The sequence below is a fragment of the Pseudoalteromonas issachenkonii genome (genome assembly GCF_002310795.1).
Classification (GTDB): domain Bacteria; phylum Pseudomonadota; class Gammaproteobacteria; order Enterobacterales; family Alteromonadaceae; genus Pseudoalteromonas; species Pseudoalteromonas tetraodonis.
This window is the reverse complement of record NZ_CP011030.1, coordinates 2,445,838-2,458,634: the sequence shown is the minus strand read 5'-3', so window position 1 is coordinate 2,458,634 and position 12,797 is coordinate 2,445,838. Positions and strand designations below refer to the sequence as shown.

General features: G+C 42.2%; 13 protein-coding genes. All 13 read left to right on the top strand.

All coding sequences use genetic code 11. The features are described 5' to 3' along the window. The first annotated feature begins 14 nt into the window (after positions 1–14). The 13 genes from PISS_RS11415 to fliO all read left to right on the top strand — a co-directional run bounded on the left by PISS_RS11415 (position 15) and on the right by fliO (position 12,794). A complete protein-coding gene (locus tag PISS_RS11415) occupies positions 15–1,127 on the top strand; it encodes a sensor histidine kinase (RefSeq protein ID WP_013465561.1) in 1,113 nt (370 codons plus the stop codon). After that, positions 1,124–2,548, top strand: a complete 1,425-nt coding sequence (locus PISS_RS11410; protein ID WP_028833986.1) for a sigma-54-dependent transcriptional regulator — start codon at positions 1,124–1,126, stop codon at positions 2,546–2,548. The genes PISS_RS11415 and PISS_RS11410 overlap by 4 nt, the downstream gene beginning before the upstream one ends. 157 nt (positions 2,549–2,705) lie before the next feature. Then, positions 2,706–3,038 (top strand): flagellar hook-basal body complex protein FliE, encoded by a 333-nt coding sequence (gene fliE / locus PISS_RS11405; protein WP_016899229.1) that lies wholly within the window; start codon positions 2,706–2,708, stop codon positions 3,036–3,038. A gap of 20 nt (positions 3,039–3,058) precedes the next feature. Further along, on the top strand, positions 3,059–4,774 hold the full coding sequence (gene fliF / locus PISS_RS11400) for a flagellar basal-body MS-ring/collar protein FliF (protein WP_008112179.1): 1,716 nt from the start codon (positions 3,059–3,061) through the stop codon (positions 4,772–4,774). Further along, complete coding sequence (gene fliG, locus PISS_RS11395; protein ID WP_013465559.1) at positions 4,767–5,807, top strand: flagellar motor switch protein FliG; 1,041 nt, start codon at positions 4,767–4,769, stop codon at positions 5,805–5,807. Before fliF ends, fliG begins: the two co-directional genes overlap by 8 nt. 3 nt (positions 5,808–5,810) lie before the next feature. Continuing rightward, a complete protein-coding gene (gene fliH, locus PISS_RS11390) occupies positions 5,811–6,614 on the top strand; it encodes a flagellar assembly protein FliH (RefSeq protein WP_016899230.1) in 804 nt (267 codons plus the stop codon). Between the two features lie 18 nt (positions 6,615–6,632). After that, on the top strand, positions 6,633–7,967 hold the full coding sequence (gene fliI, locus PISS_RS11385) for a flagellar protein export ATPase FliI (protein WP_008112184.1): 1,335 nt from the start codon (positions 6,633–6,635) through the stop codon (positions 7,965–7,967). After that, a complete protein-coding gene (gene fliJ / locus PISS_RS11380) occupies positions 7,967–8,413 on the top strand; it encodes a flagellar export protein FliJ (protein ID WP_008112186.1) in 447 nt (148 codons plus the stop codon). The genes fliI and fliJ overlap by 1 nt, the downstream gene beginning before the upstream one ends. 87 nt (positions 8,414–8,500) lie before the next feature. Next, complete coding sequence (locus PISS_RS11375) at positions 8,501–10,309, top strand: flagellar hook-length control protein FliK (RefSeq protein WP_058155098.1); 1,809 nt, start codon at positions 8,501–8,503, stop codon at positions 10,307–10,309. Between the two features lie 57 nt (positions 10,310–10,366). Further along, positions 10,367–10,894: a flagellar basal body-associated protein FliL gene (fliL, locus tag PISS_RS11370; RefSeq protein ID WP_013465555.1), complete on the top strand. Its 528-nt coding sequence runs from the start codon at positions 10,367–10,369 to the stop codon at positions 10,892–10,894. Between the two features lie 9 nt (positions 10,895–10,903). Beyond that, positions 10,904–11,995, top strand: a complete 1,092-nt coding sequence (fliM, locus tag PISS_RS11365) for a flagellar motor switch protein FliM (protein WP_010387912.1) — start codon at positions 10,904–10,906, stop codon at positions 11,993–11,995. Between the two features lie 20 nt (positions 11,996–12,015). Further along, entirely contained in the window at positions 12,016–12,414 is a 399-nt protein-coding gene (gene fliN, locus PISS_RS11360; RefSeq protein WP_013465554.1) for a flagellar motor switch protein FliN, read from the top strand. Continuing rightward, positions 12,411–12,794, top strand: a complete 384-nt coding sequence (gene fliO, locus PISS_RS11355) for a flagellar biosynthetic protein FliO (protein ID WP_024602027.1) — start codon at positions 12,411–12,413, stop codon at positions 12,792–12,794. The genes fliN and fliO overlap by 4 nt, the downstream gene beginning before the upstream one ends. Positions 12,795–12,797 lie beyond the last annotated feature (3 nt).

The window sequence follows — 12,797 nt, the reverse complement described above, 5'->3', positions numbered from 1 at the left end:
TTAGAGAGTTGATTATGGCCCTTGCAAGTGTGCTAAAACCTCAGTTTATTTCTGCTAATCAGTATAACCCATGTTTACTGCAAGAGGAGTATGTTGGTGAGTTGAGTGATTTGCGTCAACAAGCAAGTTGGCTCTCTCATCTGGTTGATACCATGCCTGCGGGCGTGATTGTACTTGATGGTAAAGGAATGATCGCTAAGGCAAACCAAATAGCTATCGATATGCTCGGCGAGCCATTAGAAGGAGAGAAGTGGTTTAGCGTTATTCAGCGCTCATTTCGTCCTCATCAAGATGATGGTCATGAAGTGTCGTTAAAAGATGGACGCTTAATAAAGCTCGATATTACTGCACTCGCGCCTGAGCCTGGGCAACTTATACTAATGACCGATTTAACCGAAACCCGACGCTTACAAAAGCGAGTCGCGCATATGCAGCGTTTAAGTGCCTTAGGTAAAATGGTTGCGTCTTTGGCTCATCAAGTACGCACACCGTTATCAGCGGCTATGTTGTATGCCGCAAATTTAGGCTCAAAACGCTTACCCGAAGCGTCTCGCGGCAGTTTTCATACTAAATTAATGTCACGTTTAAAAGATTTAGAAACCCAAGTAAACGACATGCTGTTATTTGCTAAAAGTGGTGATCAACAAGTTGTTGAGCAAGTGTCGATGCAACAGCTACTAAGTGAAGTTAAAGCCGGTGCCGATGCTATGGTAGCGCTCAATGATAGCGAATTAAATGTGAGCTTACCTGAGCCTGATATTGAAATTATGGGTAACAAAACAGCATTGGCAAGCGCAATTCAAAACCTAATTCATAATAGTATTCAAGTTATTGGCAGTGGTGCACAAGTACATCTTAGTGCTTTGCGTGATATGCAAGACCCTGATTATGTCCGCATTAGTGTTAGTGATAATGGCCCTGGGCTTGATTTAGCACAAACTGAAAAAATATTTGAACCCTTTTATACCACCAAAAGCCAAGGTACTGGTTTAGGACTTGCCGTTGTAAGTTCAGTGGCCAGTGCACACCAGGGACGTGTTGAAGCAAACAACAACCCACAAGGGGGAGCAATTTTTAGTATGTTGCTACCTATTAGTGTCACATCTAAATTAGGGGAGTCACAATGAGTAACACTATTTTAGTTGTAGAAGATGACGCCGGACTTCGTGAAGCATTAATTGATACGCTTGAAATGTCAGGTATAGCCTGTATGGCGGCCAATAGTGCCGAGCAAGCCATGGTGCTACTAAAAAAAGAAGTATTTTCATTGGTGGTCAGTGATGTACAAATGGGCGCAATGAGCGGCTTGGATTTGTTACGTAGTATTAAATTAAATTACCCTGATTTACCCGTACTAATGATGACGGCCTACGCCACTATTGATGATGCTGTAGAGGCTATGCGTTTAGGCGCGATTGATTATATGGCTAAGCCATTTGCACCAGAAGTGCTATTGAATATGGTGAGTCGTTACTTACCAGAAAAAGAAAAAGAAACAGACGGGCCCATTGTCGCCGACCCTAGTAGTATTCAATTACTCGAACTTGCTAATAAAGTTGCTCGTTCAGATGCCAGTGTGATGGTGCTTGGGCCAAGTGGCTCTGGTAAAGAAGTACTGGCGCGTTATATTCATGACAAATCAAAACGCTGTAATGAACCGTTTGTTGCGATTAACTGTGCTGCTATTCCTGAAAATATGCTCGAAGCCACTTTATTTGGTTATGAGAAAGGCGCGTTTACCGGTGCTATTCAAGCTTGCCCTGGTAAGTTTGAACAAGCACAGGGCGGTACTATTTTACTTGATGAAATCACCGAAATGGATTTAGGCCTGCAAGCCAAGCTGTTACGTGTACTACAAGAGCGTGAAGTTGAGCGTTTAGGTGGTCGTAAAACCATTGCACTGGATGTACGTGTGCTTGCCACAAGTAACCGAGAGTTAAAAGAAGCGGTTGCTGAAAACCAGTTCCGCGAAGATTTATACTATCGACTCAATGTTTTCCCACTGCTATGGCGACCACTGTGTGAGCGCCCAGGGGACATTATTGTGTTGGCTAAACATTTGATTGAACGTCACTTAAGTAAAAGCAAAGAGCCAATGGCGTATTTAGATAGCAGTGCAGAGCAAAAACTGCTTAGCCATAGCTGGCCCGGTAACGTACGCGAACTAGATAACGTTATCCAGCGAGCATTAATTTTACGCAGTGGAAATAGTATTGATGAGCATGCTATTTTTATCGAAAATCTAGCCCCAACGCATTTTGTGGCAGAAACTAAAGCTGACATTGAGCCTGTAAAAAGTAGTCTCAGTAACGCTTATTATGATGAAAAAGCAGCGCCTGCAGATGAGCAAAAAAATGATTTGTTAGCCGTCGATACTGGTAGTTACAAAGATGAGCTTAAAGATAAAGAACATCGTATTATTTTAGAAACCTTGGCACGCTGCCAAGGAAAACGTAAAGAGGTCGCCGAAACCTTAGGTATTAGCCCGCGTACTTTACGCTACAAATTAGCACAAATGCGTGATTTAGGTATTTCCCTCCCAGCATAACCCCCATAAGCCCTAAGTTCAATCACTTGAATTTAGGGCTGTCAAAACTCTGACTGCTTAATTATTTTACTTAAAGCGTTGTTTTAATTGGTTTTAATTTTTGGCATGTTTTGTGCTTCATTCTCTTTAAGAGTTTACTGCATTATCAGAGACAATTATGAAAATTCAAAACAGTGCTTTATTTCAAGAAATGCAATCAATGGCTGCGGAGGCCACACGTAGTAATCAAGTTAATAACTTGCCAACGCAAGTGCAATCAACCTCTACAGCACAGTTTGGTGACATGTTGAGTAATGCCCTTAATACAGTGCATGAACTTCAGCAAGACACAGGGCAAAAAGTAAAAGCGGTAGAGAATGGCGACAGAAGCGTATCACTTGCCGAGGCTATGATTGCTTCGCAAAAGTCTTCTGTGGCATTTGAAGCTACGGTACAGGTTCGTAATAAGCTTGTTGAGTCTTATAAAGAAATTATGAACATGCCTGTTTAACTAGGTAGTGGAGAATTATTGTGGCGCAATCTAATCAATCTACAGATCTGGCACTTGCTGATGGCATGATGGAGCAAAGTGAAAACGAAGATCAACAAGAGCAAAAATCAGGCTATTTCAGTGCCCTTGGCGGTGTTGATGTTTTACGTCAAATTACCCTGATTGTTGCATTAGCTATTTGTTTAGCCATTGCTATTTTCGTTATTATTTGGGCTCGTCAGCCAGATATGCGCCCTTTAGGTAAAATGCAAACTGAAGAGTTAATAGAAACACTCGACTTTTTAGATGCACAAAAAATTGACTACCAACTTGATGGCAATGTGGTCTCGGTGGATGAAACTGAATATCAAAATATCAAGTTATTGATGACCCGTGAAGGTTTAGATCAAGGGCCTACATCAGGTAGCGACATTATTATGCAAGACATGGGGTTTGGGGTAAGCCAACGTTTAGAGCGTGAGCGCCTTAAACATGGTCGTGAGCAACAACTTGCCCGTACTATAGAAGAGCTAAATAATGTTACTCGCGCCAAAGTATTGTTAGCGATTCCCAAAGAAAATGTGTTTGCCCGTAGAGAGAAAAAACCCTCTGCAACTGTTGTACTTACTCTTAAACGCGGTCGCTCTCTAGATGGCGAAGAAGTTGACTCGGTTGTTGATATGATAGCTTCAGCGGTACAAGGGCTTGAGCCTTCGCGCGTTACTGTGACCGATCAAAATGGTCGTTTATTAAATTCAGGCTCGCAAACCTCTTTAGCTGCACGCTCGCGTAAAGAATACGATATAGAACGTAAACGTGAGCAAGAATACCTAGAAAAAATCGACAGTATTTTGATTCCCGTGGTTGGATTAGGTAATTACACCGCACAAGTAGATTTAAGTATGGACTTTAGTGCGGTAGAAGAAACACAAAAACGTTACAACCCAGATTTACCTGCGGTAAGAAGTGAAACGACCTTTGAAGAAAATAATATTGGTGGCCTAGCGGTTGGTATTCCAGGCGCGCTTACTAATCAGCCACCAGTTAACTCAACTATTCCTGAAGATGCGATGGCGGGCGGTGCAGGCACTGCAACCTCACCGAGTAGAACTCACAAAGAAGCCACTCGTAACTATGAACTCGATACCACTATTTCACATAAGCGTCAGCAAACTGGAGTGATCCGCAGAATAAGCGTCTCTGTTGCGGTTGATTACCTGCCTACGGTGGGTGAAAATGGTGAAACAACTATGACGCCACGCTCGGTTGAAGCCCTGTCAAATATTCGTCGCTTGTTACAAGGTGGCGTAGGCTTTGATATGCAACGTGGCGATGCACTTGAAGTAGTGACCGTACCATTTGTTCGTGAAGACTCAGCGCTTGATTTTGAGTTGCCTTTATGGGAACAAGATTGGTTTATGAAAATGATGCGCTTAGTATTAGGTGCACTGGTTATTATTGTACTGATTTTAGCTGTCGTTAAACCTATGCTTAAGCGCTTAATTTACCCAGATAATACACTTGAAGAATACGATGAAGATTCTCTTAGTTCAGGTGTTGATCTTGGTGACAGCACATTAGATATGCTAAATAATGACTTTGATTCTGCTTCTGTTGGCTTCTCAAGCGATGGTACACTACGCTTACCAGACCTACACGGCGACGAAGACTTACTCAAAGCGGTTCGTGCCCTTGTAGCCAATGAACCAGAACTATCATCACAAGTAGTGAAAGCGTGGTTAACAGAAGATGACTGATCAAGAACAAAAACAACTACCTCAAGCGTTTGATGTTGATAAACTTGATGGTGTAGATAAAGCCGCAATATTATTGCTGAGCTTAACTGAAGAAGATGCAGCGCAAATCCTCAAGCACTTAGAGCCAAAACAAGTGCAAAAGGTCGGTATGGCTATGGCGGCAATCGATGATTTGTCGCAAGCTAAAATTAGCGCGGTTCATAATTTGTTTATTGAACAAATTCAAAGCTTTAGTACGATTGGTTTTCAATCTGAAGACTTCATCAAAAAAGCACTTACAGCCGCATTAGGTGAAGATAAAGCCGCCAGCTTGATAGACCAAATAGTGATGGGCTCAGGCGCTAAAGGCCTTGATTCATTAAAATGGATGGATTCTAAACAGGTGGCTAACATTATTCGTAATGAGCATCCGCAAATTCAAACAATTGTTCTCTCTTACCTAGAGCCTGAACAGTCGGCTGAAATTTTAGCGCAATTTCCTGAAAAAGTGCGCCTCGATTTAACCATGCGTATTGCTAATTTAGAAGAAGTACAACCGGCAGCATTGCAAGAATTGAATGAAATTATGGAAAAACAATTTGCCGGTCAAGCGGGTGCACAAGCTGCGAAAATGGGTGGCTTAAAAGCTGCGGCAGATATCATGAACTACCTCGATACCAATGTTGAAGGGCAGTTAATGGATTCAATCCGTGAGCATGACGAAGAAATGTCGCAACAAATTCAAGACTTAATGTTTGTCTTCGAAAACTTAATGGATGTAGACGACAGAGGCATTCAAGCAATCCTGCGTGAAGTGCCGCAAGATGTATTAATGAAAGCCATTAAAGGGACCGACGATGCCCTTAAAGAGAAAATTTTGGGTAACATGTCAAAACGTGCTGCTGAAATGCTCGCTGATGATTTAGAGGCTATGGCTCCTGTGCGCATTAGTGAAGTAGAAGCGGCGCAAAAAGAAATTTTATCAACAGCACGTCGCCTTTCTGATTCAGGTGAAATTATGCTTGGTGGTGGCGGTGGTGAGGAGTTCTTATAACCTATGAGTCACTCTAAAGGTCGCCCATTACATGCAGATGAAGCTGATGAGTTATTAAAAAATTGGCCAATTCCTGATGTTGCTCCCGATGAGCGAAGCTTTCGCAATCGCTCTACGGCTTATGGCACACCCTTAGCCGAGCTATACCGTAAAGAAATAGCAAAAGAACAAGTAGAAGAACCGGAAGAACCAGAGCTGCCTTCATTAACTATGGTAGAGCTGGAGCGTATTCGCCAAGATGCCTACGAAGAAGGCCTTAAACAAGGGCACGAACAAGGCTATATAGATGGCTTTGACAAAGGCGTAACCGAGGGTAAAGAGGCGGGTTACAAAGAAGGTGTAGAGCTGGGTAAAACACAAGGCCAAGAAGACGTTAAACCATTAATTGATGAGCAGTTGACCAGCCTGCGTGGCTTACTAGATAGTTTAAGCGACCCGCTTAAAAAAGTGGACGAACAAGCAGAAAAACAGCTGGTACAGCTAGCCACTATGCTCAGTGAAGCGATTATTTATCAAGAAGTAAAAACATCACCTGATATTATTTTACATACTTTGAAAAAAAGCATTGATGCACTTAATGCAGAACAAGAAAAAGTTCGAATTCATCTTCATCCAGATGACTTATCGCTGATAAAAGCCAGTTATGGGGAACAAGCTATTGAAGATAATCATTGGCAATTAATTGCAGAACCCACTCTAGAGCGGGGCGGTTGTGAAGTTAAAACAACGTTATCATCTTTAGATATGACCTTGAAAACCCGTGTCAAAGAAACGTTGGATAGCTTTTTGCATAACAGTGGTATCTAACTTTTTTATTGGCGTGTTATGTCTGTGAGCGATACTTCATTAAGCGAACGCTTATCTCAATACCAACGGCATATTAAAATTCCAGCGCCTGCAGTCGCGGGAGTTTTAACGCGTGTGGTTGGTTTAACACTGGAAGCCAAAGGTTTGCGCGCTCCGGTAGGCAGCCAATGTAAAATTGAAACAATGAACGGCTTTGTTGACGCTGAAATTGTTGGATTTAACGATCAAACTTTGTATTTAATGCCTAACGACCACATTTCAGGCGTACTTCCTGGTGCGCGAGTTATCCCCCAAGTTAATGACACAGGTTTGCCTGTTGGCATGAGCTTACTTGGTCGAGTGGTAGACGGCTTAGGCAGACCTTTAGATGGCTTAGGTAAAATTAATGCAGAACATACACTCAAATTTGCTCAAAATGCAATAAACCCTCTTGCAAGACGCCCCATTAGTAAGCCTATGGATGTGGGGGTACGTGCTATTAACTCGGTGATTACTGTCGGCCAAGGCCAGCGCATGGGCTTATTTGCAGGCTCTGGTGTGGGTAAATCAGTATTATTAGGCATGATGACCCGAGGCAGTGAAGCCGATGTGATTGTAGTAGGTTTAGTCGGTGAGCGTGGTCGAGAAGTAAAAGAATTTATTGAAGAAATACTGGGTGTTGAAGGGCGTAAACGTTCAGTTGTTGTTGCAGCCCCCGCTGATGCCTCACCATTAATGCGATTAAAAGGCTGCGAAAGTGCGGTAACCATTGCAGAGTATTTTCGAGATCAAGGTTTAAACGTATTGTTATTACTCGACTCGGTGACGCGTTATGCTATGGCACAGCGTGAAATCGCGCTGGCTGTGGGTGAGCCCCCTGCAACAAAAGGCTACCCACCTTCAGTATTTGCTAAATTACCTGCGCTGGTGGAAAGAGCGGGTAACGGCGGGGAAGGACAAGGCTCTATTACTGCCTTTTTTACCGTACTGAGTGAAGGCGATGACATGCAAGACCCGATTGCTGATGCTGCACGTGCCATACTTGACGGACATATTGTTTTATCGCGTGATTTAGCCGACAGCGGCCATTATCCTGCCATTGACATAGAAAAATCGATTTCTCGAGTTATGCCTCAAGTGGTGTCTGAGTCGCACATGCAACAAGCTCGGGTGCTTAAGCAAGTGTATTCAATGTATCAACAGAACAAAGACATGATCACCTTGGGCGCTTATCAAAAAGGCAGTGATCAAATGCTCGATCAGGCAATAAACATGATGCCAAGAGTGAACGCATTTTTACAACAAGGGATGCGTGATGTGATTAGCTATGATGATGGCCTTCAAGGGCTAGCGCAATTATTAGGACAAGCATAATGGCAAAAAATAAACTGCATTTGTTGCTCAGGCTTGAAAACGAAAAAGAAGAAACGTTACGCATGAGCTACTTGCAAGCTAATCAAAATTTGCAAGTAAATCAGCAAAAGCTGCAGGGCTTAAATGACTTTCGACTTGAATACACGCAGCAACTTCATATTAAGGGGCAGTCGGGTTTATCAAGTGCCGGATTTAGTCAGTATCATGCATTCATTGCTAAGATTGAAGAAGCGATACGTCAACAAGCAAGCACTGTTAACACTGCAAAGCAGGTGGTTAGCCAGCGTAAAACCTTGTGGTTAAAGCAACAAGTAAAAGCGAAAGCGGTTGCTAAGTTAATTGAAAAACAACAGATAAAAGCGGATATGTTGGCCGCTAAAAGTGAGCAAAAAATGCTCGATGAATTTTCCTCTAATCAGTTTTATCAAAGGCATAAAGCACTATAAGGTAGGCATGCTAATTGCTTAGATTCTACAAGAGCAATGATTTTTAGGATTGTGCGGTGGGCTGTTGCCGCTTTTATTAGGTGATTTATGGCGATAAATGATATTTCAATGTTAGCGGTATCTGAGCAAGACTCATACTTAGTTAAAAAAGACAGTGATAAAACAAAGCTAGATAGCAGTAATGATGCTGGCTTTTTTGATCAATTAGCCCTTGCTAACCAAGCTTCTGAAACACACAGTACGCAAGCTAAAGCGCCAAACAAACAATCAGCAGATGAACAATCCGATCTAAAAGAGCAAAGTAGCGAAGAAAAGCCTTTGAGCGGTGAAGATATGCTGGCGCAAATTAATGCGGCACAAGTCATCGATACCTCAGTAAAAAATAACCCCCATGGTGGTGCGCAGTTAATAGACAAAGACGCTGTTAAAATAAACGCTAAGCCTGAAGATAAGCTGGCACCTATTATTACTATGCCAAGTGATGCCGTTGTGGATGATGAAATCATTCCACAAACACAAAATGTACAAGGTGCTAATTTAGCAGGAAAAGGCGAAGGTGAGCCGACACTGCTTGACACAAAAGCGCTAGCAGCTGTTAATGCGAGTCAAAAAGGCGATGTTGTTTCAAGTCAATTAGCAACAGATAAGGTGGCCGATAAGCCGACTAATACCACAACCGTAAAATCATCATTAGACTCATCAATTTTGGCGCTGTTATCAAAAGATGATAATGCCATTAAAGCAGATAAATTATTGGCAAATTTAACACCTGCTCAGCAAGGTGAATTAGCCACTGAGCTTAATGCGATGAGCAAGCCAATTAATAAAGATAACCTAGCGGATTTAAAGCAATTACTCAGTAAGTATGTGAGTGAAAGTGAGAAGCCTCAAACACCTCAGCAGACCATTAATGCACAAATAAGTACGTTAACTACCTCAGAAAAACAGGCCTTACTCAATCAGTTGCAGGGTTACGTTAAAAATGAATCTTTATCAACGAAAGAACTTACCTCGCTAAAAGGAGTAATCAGTGATTTAGAGACCGCGATTAACGCGGACAGCTTGTTTAGCGCCAAAGATAAGCCACTATTTTCAAATAATGCTTTGGCGGGAGCAATAGCGCCAAAAGCACAGGCTGGTACTGAATCAGCCAATGTAAAACCTGAGCTAAAATTAGAGAGTTCAAAATCGGTAGCTGATAACCCTGAAGAGCTTGCCAAACAGTTAGACGCATTACAAAAAGAGAGCATGCGCGGCACTAATGCTGAACAAATGCCACCGCGTGCAGCACAAATTTTCTCTCAGATCATTAATATATTTGACAAACAGTCGCTTAGTAGTCTCGCTAAATACGATACTTTAGGGTACGAACAAGCTATTATTGAAGCGCAAAGCTTGCAAGCAGGACAGTTACAAAGTACAGCACAAGCGAAACAAGTAAGCATTGATCCTGCCACGTTACAGGCTTTAAACATTATTAAAAGTGATGCGGCAAAAATGCTACAAGAGCGGGTTAGCTCAATGTTAAGTATTAATAATAAAGAAGCTGAAATTCGCCTAGATCCGCCAGAAATGGGCAGCATGCAAATTCGTATTAGAAGTGATGCTGAGCAAGCACAAATCAACTTTGTAGTGCAAAACCAGCAAGCCAAAGAAGCGCTGGAGCAGTCTTTACCTAGGCTTAGAGAAATGCTGATGCAGCAAGGTTTAGAACTAGGTGAAAGCAGTATTTCTTACGGTGATTCCTCAGGTGAGCAAGCACAGCAACAAGAAGGTGATTCACAAGGGCAAATGGCCAATAATCGCTCTACAGATGAGACAAATAGTGAGCAACCAGATAAGCAAATACAGGGTTCTGGACAACAAACGTCATCATCAATAGATTACTATGCCTAAGTCCTGCTATTATAATAGTTAAAACAAGCAAATACCTTTGCAAATAAAGGAAATACAATGGCTGAAGATACTAATTTAGAAATAGAAGAAGTAAGTAAAAGTAAAAGCAAACTCATAATAATTATTGCCGCTGTATTACTTATTGTTGGCGCTGTGGCAGGGTACTTTTTATTATCAGGTGGTGATGAGCCAGTAGAAACCCTTGCAGATGATGCTGCCAATGGTGAGGTAGCTGCTGCGCCAACAAGTTCTTCGGCAACGGTTGGCAGTGCTTTATATGTTGCGATGCCTAGACCGTTTATTTTTAATGTGCCAGGGGCTAGTCGCGATAGAATTGTACAGATTAAAGTGCAATTATTAGTGCGCGGCGATGGTAATGAAGAAACGGCTAAAAAACACATTCCACTGATTGAAGGCACACTTCTGAGTGTATTTTCCATGACAACGGCTGATGAACTTAGCACCAGTGTAGGCAAAGAAACACTGCGTTTTACTGCACTTGATAAAGTACAGGCCGCTATGATGGATGTTGAAGGGAATAAAGTAATTGAGCGGGTACTATTTACCGGCTTTGTGATGCAATAAGGGGCCAGTGTGAGCGATTTATTATCCCAAGACGAAATTGATGCACTATTACATGGTGTCGATGAAGTCGAAGAGGAAGATATACACGACGGTGAAGATGGTGAGGGAAGTACACTACAGTACGACTTTTCTTCGCAAGATCGCATCGTGCGTGGTCGCATGCCGACACTTGAAATTGTTAACGAGCGATTTGCCCGTCACATGCGAATTAGCTTATTTAACATGATGCGCCGCACCGCTGAGGTGTCAATTAACGGCGTGCAAATGATCAAGTTCGGTGAGTACATACATACCTTGTTTGTACCAACGAGTTTGAATATGGTGCGTTTTCGCCCACTAAAAGGCACCGGCCTTATTACCATGGAAGCACGCTTAGTATTTATACTGGTAGACAACTTCTTTGGTGGCGATGGCCGTTATCATGCCAAAATTGAAGGACGTGAATTTACCCCAACAGAACGCCGAATCGTACAAATGCTGCTGAAAATAATCTTTGAAGATTACAAAGAAGCATGGGCACCGGTGATGGATGTGTCGTTCGAGTACCTCGATTCTGAGGTAAACCCTGCGATGGCTAATATTGTTAGCCCAACCGAAGTAGTGGTTATCAGCTCTTTTCATATTGAGCTGGATGGTGGCGGGGGAGACTTTCATATTGCGCTACCTTATTCAATGCTCGAACCTATCAGAGAGCTATTGGATGCGGGTGTTCAGTCTGATACTGAAGATACCGATTTACGTTGGAGTAAGGCGCTTCGTGACGAAATAATGGACGTAGAAGTCGATTTATCGACCCAGCTACTTGAAGTTGATTTAAGCTTAAAACAAATAATGGAGCTCAAAGCTGGGGATATAATTCCAGTTGAAATGCCTGAGCATATTACCGTATTTGTGGAAGAACTCCCTACATTTAGAGCTAAAATGGGTCGTTCACGCGATAACGTTGCGCTACAAATTAGTGAAAAAATTAAACGCCCTGATTCAGTTAAATCTGAGCTGCATGTCTTTACTAAAGGCGGCAAAAAAATTGATTCAGATGCAGAATTAGCAGAACTAGAAGATGATTTACACCTTTCAAACGGTGTAGACTTAGACTGGTAATTGATTAAAAGGTTAAAAGTATGAGCGATGATCAAGATACAATGGACGAATGGGCAGCAGCACTTGCTGAAGCTGAAGGCACTGACGATAGTCCTGAGGTCAAAGTAACTGAGCTTGATGAGCTTGATGATTCAAAGCATGAACTCAGCGGTGAAGAAAAACGTAAACTCGATACTATTTTAGATATTCCCGTTACTATTTCTATGGAAGTAGGGCGTTCTAAAATTAATATTCGTAATTTATTACAACTTAACCAAGGTTCGGTCGTTGAGCTTGACAGGGTTGCCGGCGAACCGCTTGATGTTTTAGTTAATGGTACTTTGATTGCGCATGGCGAAGTGGTTGTGGTGAACGATAAGTTCGGTATTCGTTTAACGGATGTAATTAGCCAGGTTGAACGGATCAAAAAGTTACGATGATAGCACTAGCCAGTTTAAGCAATTCGGTGTTTGCAGCAACCGATGCTGCAACACCGACCACAGATATCGTATCCATGGTGTTATCTTTGGGTATGGTTGTGGTGTTAATTTTAGTGTTGGCTTTTTTTGTAAAAAAGCTCAATCCAAATTTAACCAATAACGATGAGTTTAAAGTGATCCGCAGTCTTCCGTTGGGATCACGCGAGCGCTTAATGGTGGTTGAAATAGATAATGCACAGCACCTATTAGGGGTTACTCCACACAGTATTAATTATCTACACAAGTTAGAAACCCCCCTAACAGAAAAAGAGTTACCAGAATTAGCGAAGCGGTTTGGCAAAATGTTGAATCCGCAACTTAATCAAAATAAAAAGAACTAATAT

What these genes read in the sequence shown, in the direction of transcription:
- PISS_RS11415 (WP_013465561.1), top strand. Translation starts at nt 15, where the DNA reads ATGGCCCTTGCAAGTGTGCTAAAACCTCAGTTTATTTCTGCTAATCAG.
- PISS_RS11410 (WP_028833986.1), top strand. Translation starts at nt 1,124, where the DNA reads ATGAGTAACACTATTTTAGTTGTAGAAGATGACGCCGGACTTCGTGAA.
- fliE (WP_016899229.1), top strand. Translation starts at nt 2,706, where the DNA reads ATGAAAATTCAAAACAGTGCTTTATTTCAAGAAATGCAATCAATGGCT.
- fliG (WP_013465559.1), top strand. Translation starts at nt 4,767, where the DNA reads ATGACTGATCAAGAACAAAAACAACTACCTCAAGCGTTTGATGTTGAT.
- fliH (WP_016899230.1), top strand. Translation starts at nt 5,811, where the DNA reads ATGAGTCACTCTAAAGGTCGCCCATTACATGCAGATGAAGCTGATGAG.
- fliI (WP_008112184.1), top strand. Translation starts at nt 6,633, where the DNA reads ATGTCTGTGAGCGATACTTCATTAAGCGAACGCTTATCTCAATACCAA.
- fliJ (WP_008112186.1), top strand. Translation starts at nt 7,967, where the DNA reads ATGGCAAAAAATAAACTGCATTTGTTGCTCAGGCTTGAAAACGAAAAA.
- PISS_RS11375 (WP_058155098.1), top strand. Translation starts at nt 8,501, where the DNA reads ATGGCGATAAATGATATTTCAATGTTAGCGGTATCTGAGCAAGACTCA.
- fliL (WP_013465555.1), top strand. Translation starts at nt 10,367, where the DNA reads ATGGCTGAAGATACTAATTTAGAAATAGAAGAAGTAAGTAAAAGTAAA.
- fliN (WP_013465554.1), top strand. Translation starts at nt 12,016, where the DNA reads ATGAGCGATGATCAAGATACAATGGACGAATGGGCAGCAGCACTTGCT.
- fliO (WP_024602027.1), top strand. Translation starts at nt 12,411, where the DNA reads ATGATAGCACTAGCCAGTTTAAGCAATTCGGTGTTTGCAGCAACCGAT.